Annotated in this window: 20 protein-coding genes (1 of these 20 cut by a window edge); 2 read left to right on the forward strand and 18 right to left on the reverse strand. The window is 67.3% G+C overall.

The annotated features are described in order from the left end of the window. Positions 1–638, reverse strand: the 5' portion of a protein-coding gene (locus JOE30_RS19430; RefSeq protein WP_239532423.1) for a pyridoxamine 5'-phosphate oxidase family protein. The gene continues 58 nt to the left of window position 1, outside the view; 638 of the gene's 696 nt are visible here — the first part of the coding sequence; it begins with the start codon at positions 636–638; its stop codon lies beyond the left edge, outside the window. Positions 639–761: 123 nt separating this feature from the next. Between JOE30_RS19430 and JOE30_RS19435 the strand changes: the two genes are divergently transcribed. Continuing rightward, positions 762–2,144: a PLP-dependent aminotransferase family protein gene (locus JOE30_RS19435; protein ID WP_307806250.1), complete on the forward strand. Its 1,383-nt coding sequence runs from the start codon at positions 762–764 to the stop codon at positions 2,142–2,144. 18 nt (positions 2,145–2,162) lie between these two features. Here the strand turns inward: JOE30_RS19435 and murA are convergent, their stop codons facing one another. Continuing rightward, positions 2,163–3,416 (reverse strand): UDP-N-acetylglucosamine 1-carboxyvinyltransferase, encoded by a 1,254-nt coding sequence (murA, locus tag JOE30_RS19440; RefSeq protein WP_027507211.1) that lies wholly within the window; start codon positions 3,414–3,416, stop codon positions 2,163–2,165. Between the two features lie 65 nt (positions 3,417–3,481). Between murA and JOE30_RS19445 the strand changes: the two genes are divergently transcribed. Beyond that, positions 3,482–4,063, forward strand: coding sequence for a cob(I)yrinic acid a,c-diamide adenosyltransferase (locus JOE30_RS19445; protein ID WP_204868628.1), 582 nt, complete (start codon positions 3,482–3,484; stop codon positions 4,061–4,063). Between the two features lie 24 nt (positions 4,064–4,087). On the opposite strand, the gene JOE30_RS19450 is transcribed toward JOE30_RS19445, so the two are convergent. The 16 genes from JOE30_RS19450 to rho form a co-directional block, all read right to left on the reverse strand. Further along, positions 4,088–4,522 carry a DUF2550 domain-containing protein gene (locus JOE30_RS19450; RefSeq protein WP_239532424.1) on the reverse strand — a complete coding sequence of 145 codons (435 nt, stop codon included), beginning with the start codon at positions 4,520–4,522 and terminating at the stop codon, positions 4,088–4,090. Between the two features lie 47 nt (positions 4,523–4,569). Then, positions 4,570–4,938 (reverse strand): F0F1 ATP synthase subunit epsilon, encoded by a 369-nt coding sequence (locus JOE30_RS19455; RefSeq protein WP_027507214.1) that lies wholly within the window; start codon positions 4,936–4,938, stop codon positions 4,570–4,572. A 6-nt stretch (positions 4,939–4,944) separates the two neighbouring features. Next, the gene (gene atpD / locus JOE30_RS19460) at positions 4,945–6,396 is read right to left on the reverse strand and encodes a F0F1 ATP synthase subunit beta (protein WP_204868630.1); all 1,452 of its coding nucleotides are present in this window, start codon (positions 6,394–6,396) and stop codon (positions 4,945–4,947) included. 2 nt (positions 6,397–6,398) lie between these two features. Then, positions 6,399–7,373 (reverse strand): F0F1 ATP synthase subunit gamma, encoded by a 975-nt coding sequence (locus JOE30_RS19465; protein ID WP_204868631.1) that lies wholly within the window; start codon positions 7,371–7,373, stop codon positions 6,399–6,401. Positions 7,374–7,415: 42 nt separating this feature from the next. Then, the gene (gene atpA, locus JOE30_RS19470; protein ID WP_204868632.1) at positions 7,416–9,059 is read right to left on the reverse strand and encodes a F0F1 ATP synthase subunit alpha; all 1,644 of its coding nucleotides are present in this window, start codon (positions 9,057–9,059) and stop codon (positions 7,416–7,418) included. 128 nt (positions 9,060–9,187) lie between these two features. Beyond that, entirely contained in the window at positions 9,188–10,018 is an 831-nt protein-coding gene (locus tag JOE30_RS19475; RefSeq protein WP_204868633.1) for a F0F1 ATP synthase subunit delta, read from the reverse strand. Then, the gene (locus JOE30_RS19480; protein ID WP_204868634.1) at positions 10,015–10,581 is read right to left on the reverse strand and encodes a F0F1 ATP synthase subunit B; all 567 of its coding nucleotides are present in this window, start codon (positions 10,579–10,581) and stop codon (positions 10,015–10,017) included. Before JOE30_RS19480 ends, JOE30_RS19475 begins: the two co-directional genes overlap by 4 nt. 7 nt (positions 10,582–10,588) lie before the next feature. Further along, positions 10,589–10,834 (reverse strand): ATP synthase F0 subunit C, encoded by a 246-nt coding sequence (locus JOE30_RS19485; protein ID WP_204868635.1) that lies wholly within the window; start codon positions 10,832–10,834, stop codon positions 10,589–10,591. Positions 10,835–10,913: 79 nt separating this feature from the next. Next, positions 10,914–11,639 carry a F0F1 ATP synthase subunit A gene (atpB, locus tag JOE30_RS19490; RefSeq protein ID WP_371831729.1) on the reverse strand — a complete coding sequence of 242 codons (726 nt, stop codon included), beginning with the start codon at positions 11,637–11,639 and terminating at the stop codon, positions 10,914–10,916. A gap of 477 nt (positions 11,640–12,116) precedes the next feature. Further along, positions 12,117–12,578 carry a hypothetical protein gene (locus JOE30_RS19495; protein ID WP_204870571.1) on the reverse strand — a complete coding sequence of 154 codons (462 nt, stop codon included), beginning with the start codon at positions 12,576–12,578 and terminating at the stop codon, positions 12,117–12,119. A 1-nt stretch (position 12,579) separates the two neighbouring features. Further along, positions 12,580–13,668 carry a glycosyltransferase family 4 protein gene (locus tag JOE30_RS19500; RefSeq protein WP_081821490.1) on the reverse strand — a complete coding sequence of 363 codons (1,089 nt, stop codon included), beginning with the start codon at positions 13,666–13,668 and terminating at the stop codon, positions 12,580–12,582. Between the two features lie 131 nt (positions 13,669–13,799). Then, positions 13,800–14,462 carry an L-threonylcarbamoyladenylate synthase gene (locus JOE30_RS19505; RefSeq protein ID WP_027507224.1) on the reverse strand — a complete coding sequence of 221 codons (663 nt, stop codon included), beginning with the start codon at positions 14,460–14,462 and terminating at the stop codon, positions 13,800–13,802. Positions 14,463–14,523: 61 nt separating this feature from the next. Then, positions 14,524–15,405 carry a peptide chain release factor N(5)-glutamine methyltransferase gene (gene prmC / locus JOE30_RS19510; RefSeq protein WP_204868637.1) on the reverse strand — a complete coding sequence of 294 codons (882 nt, stop codon included), beginning with the start codon at positions 15,403–15,405 and terminating at the stop codon, positions 14,524–14,526. A 45-nt stretch (positions 15,406–15,450) separates the two neighbouring features. Beyond that, positions 15,451–16,530 (reverse strand): peptide chain release factor 1, encoded by a 1,080-nt coding sequence (gene prfA / locus JOE30_RS19515; RefSeq protein ID WP_204868638.1) that lies wholly within the window; start codon positions 16,528–16,530, stop codon positions 15,451–15,453. A gap of 100 nt (positions 16,531–16,630) precedes the next feature. Then, complete coding sequence (rpmE, locus tag JOE30_RS19520; RefSeq protein WP_027507227.1) at positions 16,631–16,864, reverse strand: 50S ribosomal protein L31; 234 nt, start codon at positions 16,862–16,864, stop codon at positions 16,631–16,633. A gap of 150 nt (positions 16,865–17,014) precedes the next feature. After that, positions 17,015–19,255, reverse strand: a complete 2,241-nt coding sequence (gene rho, locus JOE30_RS19525) for a transcription termination factor Rho (RefSeq protein WP_307806251.1) — start codon at positions 19,253–19,255, stop codon at positions 17,015–17,017. Positions 19,256–19,438 lie beyond the last annotated feature (183 nt).

A 19,438-nucleotide genomic window follows, 5' to 3' on the forward strand; every position in this document is an offset into this window, starting at 1 on the left:
CCGACCTGCGTCGTCAACGGGAGAACGCCGGCCCACACTCCCCCCGCATCGATGTCCCCCTCATCGTCGTTCGGTCCACCCGACCGTGCCTTGACCGACGCCTCGTACAGCGGTAATGCCACCACGCGAGTCGCAGACAATTCCTTGCGGGTGTTGGCCCTGACCACGTCGGTCCGGCCGGGGACCAGCTTGTTCACGATGAGATCGAGTGCGACGGCGCGCTCGTCCTCGTCGTCCACGACACGGGGTGTCCCCCGCACCACGGCACTCCGATAGTTCATCGAATGGTGGAACGCGGAACGCGCCAGCACCAGGCCGTCCAGCACCGTGATGCTCACGCAGACGTCACCGGGAGCGCCCAGGGTCGTCGCAGCCACCGAGCCGTGGAGGTACAGCGTCCCCTCGGCATCGGGACCGTCCAGGTCGTAGGCGAACGCAGTCGGAACGACGAGGGGACTTCCCTGCACCACCACTCCGAGGTGACAGATCCTGGCTGCGTCGAGCACGTCCGTCAGAGCAGCGCGATCCGCCTGTGCGCGAGCTCGGTTGCGTCGCAACGTCGTTCGGGGTGTCGGAGAGAGAGCTGTCGCCGCCGACGAGGTGTCGGGCCGCCGGCCATGGGCATCGTGCATCGTCATGCTAATCAGTGTGCGGAGCGAAGTGGTCCGCCGTCACGGTCCACTTCGATACTGTTTGGCTGGACCACTTCGCCCACGACGGAAGGCCTCGACGTCATGGCCTCTCACGCGTTGCCACTTTCCGTGGACCGATCCTCGACCCGCCCGCTCCCGTTGCAGATCGCCGATGCACTACGCACCGCCATCGTCGACGGACTCGTGGTCGCCGGCGATCGCCTCCCGTCGACCCGATCGCTGGCCGCAGAGCTGTCGGTCTCCCGCGGCGTCGTCGATCAGGCCTACGACCAGCTCGCGGCAGAGGGCTGGATCGAAGGCCGCGCCGGATCCGGGACGTTCATCTCCCACGACCTACGGTCCGTCACTCCGACCACCACTGCCGTGACCGACGCGCGTCCACGCGCAAAGGCAGACAGCACTGCCCCCGGACTCGCGCTTCGACCAGGCATCCCCTGGACACCGCCCTCGGCGACCGCGGCGTGGCGGCGGGCGTGGCGCATCGCCGGGGCGGAGCCCGCTCCCCCCGGCTACCCCGATCCGGCGGGGCCCGTCCGTCTCCGCCGCAGCGTGTGTTCACTGCTCGGCCGTGCGCGCGGAATGACCGTCGATCCCGATCGCGTGGTCGTGACGACCGGTGCCACCCATGGACTGACTCTGGCACTCGCGGCGATGCGCACGGCCCGTCCGGAACCGAGACCTGTTCTGGCGATGGAGGATCCAGGGTATCGGACGGCGGCGTCGGCGGCGATCGCGATGGGCTGGGACCTGTACGACGTCCCCGTGGACGCCGGCGGCATGAAGGTCGACGCGCTCGCGTCCACACCCGAGACGACGCGCGCCGTGTACGTGACACCGTCTCACCAGTACCCCACTGGCGGAACCCTCGACGTGACACGTCGTGCCGCACTCATCGCCCATGCGCAGACCTCCGACACCGTCGTCGTCGAGGACGACTACGACTCCGAGTACCGGTACGACGTCGCGCCGCTGCCCGCGTTGGCACACCTGGATCCGGATCGAGTCGTCTACCTCGGCACCATCGCCAAGACGCTTGGCGCAGGGGTGCGACTCGGGTGGATGGTGCTGCCGGCACACCTCGTCCAGCCGGTGCTCGACCACCGCCTGGCCACGGGCGACTTCCCGTCGACACCCCTGTGCTCGGCGATGACGTCACTGCTCGACGACGGCGAGTGGGATCGCACGGTTCGAGCGGCTCGGCGACGCTACCGGGATCGCGATGCGGCAGTGCGGGATTCGTTGTCGCGATTCGGTGAACTCCGAGGCCTGGGCGCGGGTATGCACACCACCCTCGTCCTGCCGCCGGGACGAGCGGAGGCGGTCGCCCGCGGCGCGGCACACCGCGGAATCGAGGTACCGACCGTCGCGCTGTCCACTCGATCGCACACCGACGTGGGCGGGTTGGTGATCGGCTACGGCCGACTGACAGACACGGAGCTGCGAACGGCACTCACCGTTCTGGTCGACGAACTACAGCGCCACCGCGACTGACGTGCAGCGGCGCGAGCGTCACTGCACGCGTTCGATGTCTCCGCCGAGATCCTGCAACTGCTCGACGAAACGCGGGTAACCGCGGTCGATGTGATAGACGTCGTGCACCTCGGTGGTGCCGTCGGCCACGAGGCCGGCGAGCACCAGACCGGCGCCCGCGCGGATGTCCGAGGACCAGACCGGTGCACTCGACAGCCGCGACACTCCGCGGACCACCGCGTGGTGGCCGTCCGTTCGCGCGTCGGCACCGAGCCGGATCATCTCCTCGACGAAGCGGAACCGGGCCTCGAAGACGTTCTCGGTGATCATCGACGTGCCGTTGGCCACCGAGGCGAGACCGATCGCCATGGGCTGCAGGTCCGTCGGGAACCCGGGGAACGGGAGCGTGGCGAAGTTGACGGCCACCGGACGTTCCTCCTGCACGACGCGGAAGCCGTCCGGGCGCAGGGTGACGGTGCTGCCGGCCGCCTTCAGCTTGTTCAGCACGAGCGTGAGGTGCTTGGGATTGACCCCCGACACCGTGACGTCGCCACAGGTCATCGCCGCGGCGATACCCCAGGTCGCCGCCACGATGCGATCACCGATGACGCGGTGTTCGGTGGGCTTCAGGCTGGGAACGCCGATGATGGTCAGCGTGGGGGTTCCGGCACCTTCGACGCGAGCACCCATCTTGTTGAGCATCGCGCACAGATCGGCGATGTCCGGCTCGCGAGCCGCGTTGTCGATCACGGTCTCGCCGTCGGCGAGAACCGCCGCCATCAGAATGTTCTCGGTCGCGCCCACGGACGGGAAGGCGAGCCGGATCGTCGCGCCGTGCAGCTTCTCCGCTGTCGCCACCACGCACCCGTGCTCGATCTCGCTGTGCGCCCCGAGGAGGCGAAGACCCGACTGGTGCATGTCGAGCGGACGCGAGCCGATGGCGTCCCCACCGGGCAGGGCCACCACGGCCTTGCGGCACCGCGCGACCAGCGGACCCAGGACACACACCGACGCACGGAACTGGCGTACCGCCGCGAAGTCGGCGTGATACTTCGGCTCTGCGGGGGTGGTGATGCGAACGGCATCCCCCTCGAGTTCGACGTCGCACCCCAGCCCACGAAGAACGTCGGCCATGAGGGGGACATCGAGAATGTCGGGGCAGTTGGTGAGGGTGGTCGTGCCCTCGGCGAGCAGCGCCGCAGCCATCAACTTCAGCACGCTGTTCTTCGCCCCACCGACCGACACGTCGCCGGAGAGACGACTACCGCCGGTGACCAGGAAACGTTCACTCACGACGTCAACAGTAGAGGCATCGGTCGTCGATCAGAGCATCGGCCGACTGCCAGTAGGGTTGATCCATGGCGGTTCATCTGACCTCGATCTACACCCGTACCGGCGACGACGGGACCACAGGTCTCAGCGACTTCTCCCGAGTCTCCAAGAACGACCCGAGGGTCGTGGCCTATGCGGAGTGCGACGAACTGAACGCCGCTCTGGGGCTGGTATTGGCGCTCGGATCACCGCCCGAGGGCGTGGCGACGGTACTGCGCCGGATCCAGAACGACCTGTTCGACGCCGGAGCCGACCTCTCGACTCCGATCCAGGAGAACCCGAAGTACCCACCGCTGCGCGTCACGCCGGACTACGTCACTCGGCTCGAGACGTGGTGCGACGAGTTCAACGACACCCTCGCGCCGCTGACGTCCTTCGTTCTCCCGGGCGGTACCGCGGCGTCCGCGTTCCTGCATCAGGCGCGCACCGTCGCGCGCCGGGCGGAGCGCGCCGCGTGGGCCGCGGTCGAAGCACATCCCGACACGACAGGGACTCTGCCGGCGACCTATCTCAATCGGCTGTCGGATCTGCTGTTCATTCTCGGGCGGGTCACCAACCCGGACGGCGACGTCCTGTGGAAGCCGGGCGGCGAGCGCTCGCGCGACTGACCACAGGTCCGAAAGACCCCGGCGTCAGGTCGGACCGCTGCCCGGCATGTTGCGCTGCGACCGGTCGGACGGCCTCGACTCGAGCCACGACGTGAATGCGGTGAAGGGGCCGCGCTCCATGGCGATCTCGTAGCGGCGGTCCCCCGCGTCGAGTTCGACGATCGCGGTCTCGTCACTCATGATGTCGAATTCGGAGTTCTGCGGACTGCGCCGCTCGCCCTGGATCAGAGTCTGGCGGATCATCCGGCGGTCCGGTCCAGGTCGCAGACTCGACAGCTTGTAGAACACGAGCACGTTCTCGCCGTAACGAACGATGCCGTGGCGCCACCCACTCCCCGCGGTTGCGGGCAGACTGCGCAGGATCACGGCGGTGCCCCCGCGGCGGAGAAGCACCAACCGATACAGAAAAGCCGCGGCGAGCCCTCCGAGCAGCACGACCAGAACGACAAGCAGTGTCATCCAGGACGTCATCTCTTCGGAACCCGCCGCGGCTTCTTCTCGTGTACCTAGGCCCGCTCGACCGCGCGGACACGCCCGCGTGCGATCGCGAGCGCCTCCTCGTCGTCGGAGCCCTCGGACAGCACGGACCGCGCAGCCTCGACGTCGATGTCCTCCGCGAACTCGGCGGACTCGGCGAGGATGGTGACGGTCCGGCCCGTGACCGACAGGAAACCACCGTGCACGGCGGCGACGCGCCGTTCACCGTCGCCCGTCGTGATGGCCACGGTGCCGCCCTCGATCAACTGACCGAGAACCGGCTCGTGTCCGGCCATGATGCCGATCTCGCCCTCGGTGGTCTGAGCGCTGACCAGCGTGGCCGTTCCCGACCACAGGCGTTCCTCGACTGCGACCAGTTCGACGTCCATCTCAGCCATCTCGGACTACTTTCCGGAGATCTTCTTGGCTGCGGCCTCGACGTCGTCGAGTCCACCGCAGCTGTTGAAGGCCTGCTCGGGAAGGTGGTCGTACTCGCCCTTGGTGACCTTGTCGAACGCCTCGATGGTGTCGGACAGTGACACGACCGAACCCTCTTCACCGGTGAACTTCTCGGCGACGATGAAGTTCTGGCCGAGGAACTTCTCCAGACGACGGGCACGCGAGACCGTGACCTTGTCCTCCTCGGACAGCTCGTCCATACCGAGGATGGCGATGATGTCCTGCAGCTCCTTGTACTTCTGCAGGATGCGCTTGACCTCGTTGGCGACGCGGAAGTGCTCGTCTCCGACGATCGACGCCTCCAGGATGCGCGAGGTGGACGTCAGCGGATCGACAGCGGGGTAGATGCCCTTCTGCGAGATCGGACGCGACAGCTCGGTGGTGGCATCGAGGTGGGCGAAGGTCGTCGCCGGTGCGGGGTCGGTGTAGTCGTCGGCGGGCACGTAGATGGCCTGCAGAGACGTGATGGAACGACCACGCGTCGAGGTGATGCGCTCCTGGAGCTCACCCATCTCGTCGGCGAGGGTGGGCTGGTAGCCCACGGCGGACGGCATGCGGCCGAGGAGGGTGGAGACCTCGGAGCCTGCCTGCGTGAACCGGAAGATGTTGTCGATGAAGAGCAACACGTCCTGGTTCTGCACGTCGCGGAAGTACTCGGCCATGGTGAGAGCCGAGAGGGCGACGCGCATACGCGTGCCCGGCGGCTCGTCCATCTGACCGAACACCAGGGCGGTGTCCTGCAGAACGCCCATCTCCTCCATCTCGAGGTGGAGGTCGGTGCCCTCACGCGTGCGCTCACCGACGCCGGCGAACACCGACGTGCCGGAGAACTCACGCGCGATACGGGTGATCATTTCCTGGATGAGCACGGTCTTGCCGACGCCTGCGCCGCCGAACAGGCCGATCTTTCCGCCCTTGACGTACGGGGTCAGGAGGTCGATGACCTTGATGCCGGTCTCGAGGATCTCGGTCTTGCCCTCGAGCTGATCGAAGGCCGGGGGCTTGCGGTGGATGCCCCACTGCTCGCCGTCACGGCCGAGTCCGGGGCTGTCCAGGCAGTCGCCGAGGGCGTTGAACACGTGGCCCTTGACGACGTCACCGACGGGAACCGAGATCGGCTTGCCGGAGTCGACGACGGGGGTACCACGGACGAGGCCGTCGGTGGGCTGCATCGACACGGTGCGCACGAGGTTGTCGCCGAGGTGCTGGGCGACCTCGAGCGTCAGCGTCTTGGCGACGGCCTTCAGCTCGATCTCTGCGTTCAACGCGTTGAACAGCGCGGGGATGGACCCACGGGGGAACTCGATGTCGACGACGGGACCGATGACGCGCACGACGCGCCCGTTCTCGGACGACTTGGCGCCGGAACCCGTGCTATCGGTTACTGCTGCGGTCATGTTCAGTCTCTTCCTGAGCTCGCGGCAAGCGCGTCGACGCCGCCGACGATCTCGCTGATTTCCTGGGTGATCTGAGCCTGGCGTGCCTGGTTGGCCTGGCGTGACAGGGCATTGACCAGATCGTTGGCATTGTCCGTGGCGGCCTTCATCGCGGTGCGACGTGCGGCCGACTCGGATGCCGCCGCGTCGAGCAGTGCGGCGTAGATGCGGGTGCTCACGTACTTCGGGAGCAGCGCGGACAACAGCGTGTCCGCCTCCGGCTCGAAGTCGTACTGCGCGGTGACCTCCTTCGACGACGGGGAGTCGCTGAGCATGTCTGCGCCCAGTTCGATCTCCTCGTCGTTGTAGTCGATCTCCAGAGGAGCCATGCGGCGCACCGTCGGCTTGAGCGACAGCATCGACACGAAGGTGGTGTAGACGATGTGGAGCTCGTCCACACCCTCGACCGTGCCCTCGCCGTTCGGTGCCTCGATCTCCTCACCGGACCCCGCCATGAACAGCTCGACGAGGTGCTTGGCGGCCTTCGCGGCATCGGTGTAGGCCGGCTGCTGCGAGAAGCCCGTCCACGCACCCTTGACATCGCGATCGCGGAACGTGTAGTACGTCAGGCCCTTTCGGCCCAGAACGTAGATGACCGGCTCCTTGCCCTCGGACTTGAGGAGCTGCTGGAGCTCCTCGGCCTCACGCAGGATGTTGGAGTTGTAGCCACCACACTGGCCCGAGTCGCTGGTCACGACGAGCACGGCCGCCCGCTTGGGCTCCGCACGCTCGGTGAGCAGCGGATGGTCCAGCGAACCCGAGGCACTGGCCAACGCCGAGAGCACCTTGGTGATCTCGGTGGCGTACGGCTTGGACGCCTCGACGCGGGCCTGCGCCTTGGTGATGCGCGAGGTCGCGATCAGTTCCTGCGCCTTGGTGATCTTCTTGATCGAGTTGGTCGACCTGATCCGGGAGCGCAGCTCACGAATGCTGGGCATCTGTCACCTCACTCCCTGTTCGACGTGCCACGGGTCCGCTCATCACTTGCTGACAGTCTTGCGAGTGACGGTGACCTTCTCCTGGTCGACGTCACCCTTGTCGAGCGCGTCGGCCTCTGCCTCGTTGACGATCCGCTCGCCCGAGGACGTCAGGAAGCCCTGCTTGAACTCGTCGGTCGCCTTCGTGATCGCGTCGGCGGCCTCGTCCTTGAGAACCTTGCCGCCCGCGATCGCCTCGAAGGCGCTCGACGCGTTGCGGTGCAGATCCTCGAGAAGCTCGCGGTTGAAGCGACGAACGTCCTCGACCGGAACCGTGTCGTAGTAACCCGCGTCGACCAGGTAGATCGACACGATCTGGTCCTCGACGGACACCGGGGTGTACTGGTCCTGCTTGAGCAGCTCGACCCAGCGGGCACCGCGCTCGAGCTGCGCCTTGGAGGCGGCGTCGAGGTCGGACGCGAACGCGGAGAACGCCTCCAGCTCGCGGAACTGCGCCATCTCCAGACGGAGCGAACCGGCGACCTTCTTCAGACCCTTGGTCTGCGCCGCGCCACCGACTCGGGACACCGAGGTACCGACGTTGATGGCGGGACGGACACCCTTGTTGAAGAGGTCCGACTCGAGGAAGACCTGGCCGTCGGTGATGGAGATGACGTTGGTCGGGATGAAGGCCGAGATGTCGTTGGCCTTGGTCTCGATCAGCGGCAGACCCGTCATCGAACCGCCACCGAGCTCGTCGGACAGCTTCGCGCACCGCTCGAGCAGACGGGAGTGCAGGTAGAAGACGTCACCGGGGTACGCCTCGCGGCCCGGCGGGCGACGCAGCAGCAGCGAGATGGTGCGGTACGCCTCGGCCTGCTTGGTCAGGTCGTCGAACACGATGAGGACGTGCTTGCCCTGGTACATCCAGTGCTGGCCGAGGGCCGAACCGGTGTACGGGGCGAGCCACTTGAAGCCGGCCGAGTCGGACGCGGGAGCGGCGACGATGGTCGTGTACTCCATGGCGCCGTGCTCGTCCAGAGCGGACTTGACGCCCGCGATGGTCGAACCCTTCTGGCCGATGGCGACGTAGATGCAGCGCACCTGCTTGTCGGCGTCCCCGGACTCCCAGTTGGCCTTCTGGTTGATGATGGCGTCGACGCAGACGGCGGTCTTACCCGTCTTACGGTCGCCGATGATCAGCTGACGCTGGCCACGACCGATCGCGGTGAGTGCGTCGATGGCGGTGATGCCGGTCGCGAGGGGCTCCTCGACGGGCTGACGCTCGAGCACCGAGGCTGCCTGGAGCTCCAGGACTCGCTGCTCGTTCGACTCGATGTCGCCGAGACCGTCGATGGGCTTGCCCAGTGGGTCGATGACGCGACCGAGGAAGTTGTCGCCGACGGGGACCGAGAGGACCTCGCCGGTGCGCTTGACTTCCTGGCCTTCTTCGATGTCCTGGTAGTCACCGAGGATGACGGCGCCGATCTCGCGATCGTCCAGGTTCAGGGCCACGCCGAGGATGCCGCCGGGGAATTCCAGCAGCTCGTTCGACATCGCGGACGGGAGTCCCGTCACGTGAGCGATTCCATCGCTCGTGTCGGACACCAGACCGACCTCTTCACGAGAGGACTCCGGTGCGTAGTTCGCTGTGTAGCTCTCGATCGCGCTACGGATCTCGTCGGAGGAGATCGTCAACTCCGCCATGTTTTCCTGCTCTCACTGTCTGGTGTTTCGTGGCCGGACCGGCTGTGCGGTCGACGTCCGAAACGCGGGGTGGGGCTTGTTACCGAACTGGGCTTGCTACAGAACTCGGATGCTGCGTTGCGTACCGCTCACCGGAGCGACTTCCTCAGGGAGGCGAGACGACCCGTACCACTACCGTCGATGACCTCGTCGCCGACACGGACGATCAGTCCGCTCAGCAGTTCCCGATCCACCTCCACGTGGACGGTCACGGACTTGCCGTAGATACCTTCCAGCCTGGACGTGAGTCGAGAGATCTGATCGTCGCTCAGCTCGGTACTGCTGCGGACGTGAGCGACCTCCTTGTCACGACGAGTGGCCGCGAGTGCGGACAGTTCGCCGAACACGGATGCCGGTGCAGCACCCTTCAGTCGGCCGACGGCCTGGACTGCCAGGGCCTCGGTGATCGCGGTGACCTTGCCGTAGAGCAACGTCGACAGGAGCGATCCCGACGCCTCGGCGGGCTTGCTTCGATCGGACAGCGCCTGCTCGAGGGCAGGATCGCCGGCGATGATGCGGCCGAGACGGAACAGCTCGTCCTCCACGGTGCCCAACTGATCCTGGTCCTGCGCCGCGCGCAGGAGTGCCTCACGGCCCAGGAGTACGAGCGAGTCGGTGAGGTCACGGGCCGACGACCAGTTCTGTGCGACGGCGGCCTGCAGTGCGGCGGCGGCCGCTGCACCGATCTTGCCGTCGAACAGGCGGCCCGCGAGCGCGCGTCGCGCGTCCGAAGCAGCCGACGCGTCCGCGAGTGCGGCGCGCAGTGGACGCTGACCGTCGAGCACCGACACGACCCCGAAGAGGTCGGATCCGGCGCCGGCGGCAGCCGACGTCCCATCCGACGCCGCATCGAGCTCGGCCGTCAGGACGGTGCGGGCCTCGGCGAGGGCTTCACGACTCGCTGCGTACATGGTGCTCACTTCCCGCTAGCGGAATCTGCGCCGACAGAATCGAGTTCGTCGAGGAAACGATCGATCGTGCCGGCACGCTTGACGTCGTCGGACAGCTGCTCGCCGATGACCTTCTCGGCCAGCTCGACAGCCGTACGGCCGAGATCGGCACGCAGTTCGGTGACGATCTGCTGACGCTGAGCCGCGAGCTGCTGGTGACCGGAGGCCACGATGCGGTCGCTCTCCGCCTGTGCACTGGTCTTCATCTCCGCGAGGATCTGCTGACCCTGGGTGCGTGCGTCTTCACGGATCTTGGCGGCTTCCTGGCGTGCGTCGGCCAACTGGGCGCGGTACTGCTCGAGCGCCTCCTTGGCTTCGGCCTGTGCCTCTTCGGCGCGCTTGATCCCGCCCTCGATCTGCTCGGACCGGTCGGAGAGCACCTTCTGGAAGCGAGGAAGAACGTACTTCCAGAAGAAGAACCCGATGACGGCGATGCAGATCGCAGACCAGACGATGTCGTAGGTGGCGGGAAGGAGAGGATTGACGTCCTCTCCCCCTTCCGCTGCTGCGAGGACTGCGATTGGCGTCGTCATGGCGATGTCAGGCGAAGACGAAGCCGGCGACGAGGCCGATCAGCGCGAGGGCCTCGGTGAACGCGATGCCGAGGAACATGTTGGTGCGGATCTGGCCGGCGAGCTCGGGCTGACGCGCGATGCCCTCGATGGCCTTACCGACCACGATGCCCACACCGATGCCGGGGCCGATGGCCGCGAGGCCGTAGCCGATGGCTCCGTAGCCGCTGCCGGTGATTTCCTGGGCTTCCTGCGCGAGGTAGCTGAGGCTCATTGTGATTCGTTCCCTTTCTGTTGCCCACGACCGGACGGCAGCGGGTCAGGTTCTGTCAGGTGGCTGGTGGTTCGGATGGTCAGTGCGAGTCTGCGTGCAGGGCGAGGTCGATGTAGACCGCCGTCAGCAGCGCGAACACGTAGGCCTGCAGGAAGATGACGAGCATCTCGAACAGAGTGAAGCCGAAGCCGGCCACGAGAGAGAAGATGCCGAACACCTTCATGCCCGCAGCGGCCTCGAAGAAGAAGAACTGCGTCGCGCTGAAGAACAGCACCAGCATGATGTGGCCGGCGAGCATGTTGGCCATGAGTCGCACCGTCAGCGTGAACGGTCGCAGGATGAAGGTCGAGATGAACTCGATGGGGATCAGCAGCACGTGCATCGCGATCGGCACACCCGGAACCACGATGCTGCTCTTCACGTACTTGAAGAACCCGTACTTCTTGATGCCGACGTAGTTGAAGACGACGTACGCGAGGGCCGCCAACACGATCGGCATGCCCACTCGGGCATTCGACGAGATGTTGATGAACGGGATGATGCCCGACACGTTCAGGAAGAGAACGGCGAAGAAGATCGTGGCGATGACGGGCAGGAAACGCTTGCCCTGCTCCTTGCCGAGAACCTCGTTCGCGATCTGGTCCTTGACGAAGCCGAGAGCGATCTCGCCGATGTTCTGGATGCCGCGAGGCACGATCTTCGGGCTGCGCATCGCCAGTGCGAAGAAGGCGATCAGCACGACGGTCATCAGGATGCGGACGAGCATCAACCGGTCGAGCTCGAACGGGGTGCCCTCGAACAGGATGGCCGGTGGGAAAAAGTCGGACAGTGACGGCGGATGGAACTCCGCGGCCAAGTTGGTGACGCTCAGCGGTCTCTCCCGTGTTCGGCCGCAGGCGAAGGACACCCACGGTTCGATCGGACGTATGGCATTCGGGCACGATCGAGCTAGGACGATCTACAAGTCGACTCGGGTCGGCTCGAGTAGTCGTCAGCCGCGTCGGACCGTGCTCACGGTCCCGCGTCTGTCGGGTGTCGGCGACTTCGTCGACTCGGTGACGCGACGTCTCGAAACGGACGCTTCGTCGCGGTACACACTCTCACATGGCGTGGACTACGAGAAACAGCTTCGGTGACGTCGATCACCTGCAAAGACAGTTCCGGGCGGCGCGATGTGTCCGTTACGCCCGTTAAGCCCTCGCTCGAAAGGAACTTTATCAACACAACACGCTGAGTTGTGTCGGGGGTCGCTCCGCGGACGACACTACTACAAAATGTCGTACTACTGAACGTCCGAGTCGGGATCGCCCGCGGGGGAATCGACGTACGGAACACGCTGCCGAAAGATGCCGTACATCTCGGCCCCCAGGACGATGACCAGGGACGCGAGCACCACGATGCCCAGTGTCGGGCGGTTGTAGAAGTCCATCCCCCGAAGCAGTCCGAGCACGATCACCGCGATCAGCATCTTCACGATCCAGCCGCCCAGCAGGACCGCCCCGACCGCGGTCGGCGGCAATTTCGCCGAGAACAGGACGGATGCGGCGGTGGCGAGGATGAACAGACCACCGACCGCGGATCCGAGCAGTGCGCCCCACAGACCCTCGAGGCCTGCGGCGAGCACCGCGATGATCGCGGCGACCACGGCGAGGCCGAGGAGGGCGATGACGCCGTACCGGACGGCGGCGCGGAGCGGTGCGGTGGAGGACGGGATCGGTGCGGGCGAGAAGGTCACGACACGCAGGTTACCGGCGGCCCGGGTCCCGGAACGACGGCACCGCGGTGACCACCAGGGCGAAGACGAGTCCGCCGGCGAGCAGCAGCACCACGAGGCGGCGATCGAAGAGGGACGCGCCGACCGCGCCGAACGCGAGCACACCGACCCACAAGTAGATGAGCAGAACCACGCGGCGATGCGAGTGACCGATCTGCAGCAGACGGTGATGCAGGTGCATCTTGTCGGGGCTGAACGGGCTCCGGCCGGCACGCGTGCGGCGCACGATCGCGAGCAGGAGGTCGAGGATCGGGATGAACATGATCGCGCCCACCAGCAGCAATGGCGTCAGCAGACCCAGGAGGTCGCGTGTGCCGTAGGCACTGAGGCCGATACGTCCGGACGCACTGGTCGCGACGGTGGCGAGCATGAGGCCGATGACCATGGAACCCGAGTCGCCCATGAAGATGCGCGCCGGCTGGAAGTTGTGCGGCAGGAACCCCAGGCACGCACCGGCGAGTGCCGCGGCGATCATCGCGGGCGGGTAGGCGCTCACGTCACCGCCCTGCTCGTGCAGCAGTCCGACCGAGAACAGACAGATGGCCACCGCGGCGATCAATCCGACGCCCGCGGCGAGGCCGTCGAGACCGTCGATGAAGTTCATCGCATTGATCATGACCACGGCGATGAGCACCGTCACCAGGCCCGCCTGCAGCTGATCCAGGATCAGCGTCGACCCCTCGCCCCACGGCAGATACAACAGGTACCAGCTGACGCCCATCAGCACCAGGACACCGGCCGCGGTGACCTGACCTGCGAATTTGGTCAGTGCGTCGAGGCCCCACCGGTCGTCGACCACACCCACGGCCATGATGATGAAGCCGGAGACCAGGGCGGCCTGGACATCGGTGGTGAACTCGAACCCGCGAGTGAGTGCCGGCAGCTTCTGCGCGAAGAGCAGCGCGACGAGCAGCCCCAGGTAGATGCCGATGCCCCCGAGCCGGGGCGTCGGGGTGACGTGGACGTCGCGCTCACGCGGTACGGCCACCGCGCCGAAACGCAGGGCGCCGAGCCGGACGGCTCCGGTGACCAGAAACGTGACCACCGCTGCCGTGAGCATGACGAGAAGGAGCTCGCGGATGGGGACACCGGCGCCCCCGTCCGACTGCGCCAGGAGCACACTCGCGTGCGCGGGCACGGGCACGGCCGTCACCACGGTGACTCCCGCGGCGGAGCCGAGTGCGGCATACGTCAGGCGCTTCCGGCGACGAGCGACTCGGCGGTCACTCCGAGGACCTCGGCGATCTCGCTCGTCGAGACCGCGCCGACGCGGAGGATGCGCGGGGTGTCCCCCGTCAGGTCGACGATCGTCGACGCGAGCGCGTGCTCGGCCGGACCGCCGTCGAGATACACGGCCGCGGACCCGCCGAGCTGGACGCGGGCGTCCTCCGCCGTGACGGCGGGCGGGCGGCCGGAGATGTTGGCGCTCGAGACGGCCAGGGGGCCCACCTCACGCAGCAGCTCGAGAGCCACCGGATGCAGCGGCATGCGGAGCATGACGGTGCCGCGGGCGTCGCCGAGGTCCCACGCGAGCGACGGCGCCTGGTGCACGACGAGACTCAGCGCTCCGGGCCAGAACGCGCGGATGAGATCGCGCGCCGCCTGCCGCACTCCCAGCACGAGGCCGTCGATCGTGTGCCAGGACCCGACGAGCACCGGCACCGGCATGTCGCGCCCGCGGCCCTTCGCGCGGAGCAGATCCGTGACGGCACTGCTGTCGAAGGCGTCGGCGGCCAGCCCGTACACGGTGTCGGTGGGCATCACGACCAGTCGGCCGGACGACAGCGCACGCTTGGCGGCATCGAGACCTGCCGCGCGAGAGGCGGAATCGGAGCAGTCGTAGACGGTGGACACCCGGCCCATCTTGCCACTGCGTGCACGGCACGCCTGCGCAGCGGTGGCGTGCTCTCGCGTCCTAGGTGATCCGGCGCTGCCGACGAGCGACGACGAAGCGTGGGCGGTCCGCGAGATCCCGATGCTGGGACACGTCTCCGAACACCGCTCGCCCCTCCAGGAGGGCGACCACCCGGTCTCCGTGCGAGTCGTCGTGCTCGATGCCCACTCCCCCGTCGATCCGCAACCACCGCGCGATGTTCGCGATCATCGGTTCGATGACGGACAGCCCGTCCGGGCCTCCGAACAGCGCGACGTGCGGATCGTGGTCGATCACCTCGGGATCGAGCCGCGCACTCGTCGGCACGTAGGGCGGGTTCGCCACGACCAGATCGACGGCGCCGTCGAGTTCGGTGAGCACCGTCCTCTCGGTCACGTCACCGTGATGCAGATGCACGGGAGTGTCGCCGTCCGACGCCCGCAGGTCGGCGTTGCGCCGCGCCCACGCCAACGCGTGCGGATCCTTCTCCACCGCGTGGACCACGGCGTCCGGGCGAGCGTGTGCGATCGCGAGGGCGAGCGCGCCGCTTCCGGTGCACAGGTCGAGGACGACGGGCGGGTGCCGCCCGGCGGACTCGAGGAACGCGAGCGCCCAGGCGAGCAACAGCTCCGTCTCCGGGCGGGGGACGAACACCCCGGGGCCCACCTCGACGTCGATCTCCCCCAGTGACGACGTTCCGATGATGTGCTGCAACGGGATTCGCTTCGCACGCTGCGCGACGGTGGCCCGATATGCCTCAGCGACCTCGGGCTCCACCAACGGGGTCAGGCCGAGCCGACCGCGAGGAACCGACAGCAGATGCGCGGCGAGCAACTCGGCGTCGACCCGCGGGCTGGGGACGCCGGCCTCGGTCAGGACGCGGGTTGCCTCGACGATGGCCAGACGTAGCGGGACGCGACTCACCGACACAGCTTCCCACTGTCGTCCGGACCGGCGATCACGCGGAGGTCATTCCGCCTGAAGCCGCGCCTGTCGGTCCGCCGCGGCGAGCGCGTCGAGGAGCGCGTCCATGTCACCGTCGAGAACGGCGTCCAGATTGTGCGACTTGAAGCCGATGCGGTGATCGGTGATGCGGTTCTCCGGGAAGTTGTACGTGCGGATGCGCTCGGACCGGTCGACGGTGCGCACCTGGCTGGCACGTCCGGCCGCGGCCTCCTTGTCGGCCGCTTCCTCGGCCGCCGCCTGCAGCCGCGAGGCGAGCACCTGCATCGCCCTCGCCTTGTTCTGCAGCTGTGAGCGTTCGTTCTGACACGTCACGACGATGCCTGTGGGCAGGTGCGTGATGCGCACCGCGGAGTCCGTGGTGTTGACGCCCTGGCCACCCTTGCCGGACGAGCGGTAGACGTCGATACGCAGATCGGTCTCGTCGATCTGGACGGCCTCGACCTCGTCCTGCTCCGGGTAGATCAGGACGCCGGCCGCCGACGTGTGCACACGACCCTGCGACTCGGTGACGGGTACCCGCTGCACCCGGTGCACGCCGCCCTCGAACTTGAAGCGCGACCACACACCGTCGGCGGTGTCGGTGCGCGCCTTGATGGACAACGTCGCGTCCTTGTACCCACCCAGATCGGAGACGTTCGCGTCGAGGATCTCGACGCGCCAGCCGTGGCGCTCGGCGTACCGCACGTACATCCGCGCGAGATCGGACGCGAACAGCGCGGACTCCTCGCCGCCCTCACCCGACTTGACCTCCAGCACGACGTCGTCGGCGTCGTGGGGATCACGGGGCGCGAGCAGGTCGGTGAGGGTGGTGTCGAGCTCGGCCACGGTCGCCTCGAGTGCCGGGATCTCGGCGGCGAAGCTCGCGTCGTCGGCCGCCAGCTCGCGGGCCGCCTCGAGATCGTCACGGGCGGCACTGAGCTTGGAGTACACACTCATGATCGGGGCCAGCTGCGCGAACCGCTTGCCGGCGCGGCGAGCCGCCGCCGGATCGTCGTGCAGCGACGGATCGGACAGGTCGCGCTCGAGTCCGGCGTGCTCGGCGAGGATGTCGTCGATCGCGGACGGTGTCGCGGAGGCAGCCACGGTGTTCTCCCTGTCGAACCCAGAAATGCAACGAAAAATGGTGCAGAAACGACCGACGCCCGCCCCGAGACGAATCTCGGAACGGGCGTCGGCGGAAGAGCTAGCTGTCGGCGTCGGCCTTCTTGCCTGCGCGCTTGCCGTAGCGAGCCTCGAAGCGAGCCACGCGGCCGCCGGTGTCGAGGATCTTCTGCTTGCCCGTGTAGAACGGGTGGCACTGCGAGCAGACCTCGACGTTGATGCGCTCCGCCGAGTTGGTGCTGCGGGTCTCGAAAGTATGTCCGCAACCACACACGACTGTCGTCGCTGTGTAATCGGGGTGGATTCCTGCCTTCATGGTGTCCCTTTCATGGTCGCCGGGTCGCCTCGACTGTCGAGAGCGTGAACCGGAACCGGACTCGGCCGATCAGTATGCCAGAGCAGCTGTCCGCGCTGGTAATCGTCTCAACATCGGTGCCGAGACGTTTGTTCCGTCGATCCTCGGGGGTCAGTCCTCCGGGGAACCGGGCGCCGTCTTGGAGACCGACATGAGGAACTCGATGTTGTTCTTGCTCTTCTTCAGTCGGTCGATCAGCAGATCGATCGCCTGGTGCGAGTCGAGCCCGGAGAGCACCCGACGCAACTTGTGCAGCACGGCCGCCTCATCGGGACTGAGCAGGAGCTCGTCCTTGCGGGTGCCCGACGGATTGACGTCCACCGCCGGGAACACGCGCCGCTCGGCGATCTTGCGATCGAGCTTGAGCTCGGCGTTGCCGGTGCCCTTGAACTCCTCGAAGATCACCGTGTCACCGGTCGAGCCGGTCTCCACCATCGCCGTGGCGATGATGGTGAGCGATCCGCCGTTCTCGATGTTGCGTGCGGCACCGAGGAAACGCTTGGGCGGGTAGAGCGCCGTGGAGTCGACGCCACCGGACAGGATGCGACCCGAGGCCGGCGAGCTGTTGTTGTACGCACGGCCCAGACGCGTGATCGAGTCGAGCAGCACGACCACGTCGCGGCCGTCCTCGACCAGACGCTTGGCGCGCTCGATCGCCAGCTCGGCGACCGAGGTGTGGTCGCCCGGCGGACGATCGAAGGTGGAGGCGATGACCTCACCCTTCACACTGCGCTGCATGTCGGTCACTTCTTCGGGACGCTCGTCCACGAGCACGACCATCAGGTAGCACTCGGGGTTGTTCGTCGCGATGGCGTTCGCGATCGCCTGCAACACACTGGTCTTACCCGCCTTGGGCGGGCTCACGATGAGCGCACGCTGCCCCTTGCCGATCGGCATGACCAGATCGATCACGCGCGTCGTCAGGATGTTCTGCGTGGTCTCGAGGCGCAGCCGCTGATTCGGGTACAGCGGCGTCAGCTTGTTGAACTCCGGGCGCTTGCGGTTGCCGTCCGGCGGCGCACCGTTGACCGTGTCGAGACGGACCAGCGGGTTGAACTTCTGCCGGGAGTTGTTCTGCTCCCCCTCGCGGGCCACTCGCACGGCACCGGTCAGTGCGTCACCGCGACGGAGGCCGTTGCGGCGCACCATGTTCATGGAGACGTACACGTCGTTCGGTCCCGCGAGGTATCCCGAGGTCCGGACGAACGCGTAGTTGTCGAGCACGTCGAGAATGCCGGCGACGGGCTGCACGACGTCGTCGTCACGCAGTTCGGGCTCGCGCTCACGATCACGCTGGTTGCCGCCGCCCTCGGGAGCGCCGTCACGATCACGACCACGGCGGCGCTCGCGGAAACGACGTCCCCGCCTGCCGCGGCCCTCGCCGTCCTCGTCGTCGCGGGGACCGTTGTCACGAGGACCGTTGTTGCGGTCGCCCTGGTTGCGGTCGTTACGATCGCCCTGGTTGCGATCGTTGCGATCGCCCTGGTTGCGATCGTTGCGGTCGCCCTGGTTGCGATCGTTGCGGTCGCCCTGGTTGCGATCGTTGCGGTCGCCCTGGTTGCGATCGTTGCGGTCGCCCTGGTTGCGATCGTTGCGGTCGCCCTGGTTGCGATCGTTGCGGTCGCCCTGGTTGCGGTCGCCCTGGTTGCGGTCGCCCTGGTTGCGGTCGCCCTGGTTACGTCCCTGGCGCTCGCGGCGCGGCCGGTCGCCGTTCTGACGATCACCGTCGCCCTGATCGCGGTCGTCGCCACCGTCGGTGCGCGTGGTCTCGGCGGGAGCCGTCGTGGTCGACGCTGCCGCGTCGGTGGACTGGTGCGCGCGGCCGTCCTGCGTCGGCGCAGAGTCGTTCTGCGACTCGGCGACGGTGTCGGTCGACTCCGCTGCGCCGGCACGGCGGGTCGCGCCGCGACGGTTCCGCGTGCGACGCGGGCCGTCGGGGTTGGCGCCGTCGGACGCTGCACCGTCGGTACCCGAGGTGTCGGCGCTGGGGGTACTGGTGTCGGAACTGGAGGCGCCGGCGCTCGCACCGTCGGCTCCGGAATCCCGAGGGGCCACGGCGTCGGATCCGCCGGCGGACGGTGCGTCCGACGTGGCGGCCGGCGCGGACCGGCTCACGCGGGGTGCGCGCGAGGGTGCCTCGGTGGCAGCCGCGGACGCGGGCACCTGCTTGGCCTCGATCGCGGACACGAGGTCACCCTTGCGCATCCCGGAGACACCCTTGATGCCGAGTTCGGACGCGAGTCCGCGCAGCTCGGTGAGCACCATCCCGGAGAGTCCGGCACCGCGGCGCGACGTGCGCGGGCGCGTGTCGGACTGGGTCGCCGGAGCAGCGATAGATTCCGTATCGGTCACGGAGGTCCTTTCCTTCCCTCGCGCGCCTGGTGCGCTGATCGAGGGTTCGTTCCGCCGTTCGACTCTCGTGTCGAACTCGGATGCCGCGTACGTTCGCGTCGTGCAGAAGAGCGAAGGCTGTTCCAGGATGCGACTTCCCTGGCGGCCGTGGCGCGCCGATCGACGACGGCGGCACCGCTGGAG

Origin of the sequence: Rhodococcus sp. PvP016, from assembly GCF_017832185.1 — a bacterium.
GTDB lineage: Bacteria > Actinomycetota > Actinomycetes > Mycobacteriales > Mycobacteriaceae > Rhodococcoides.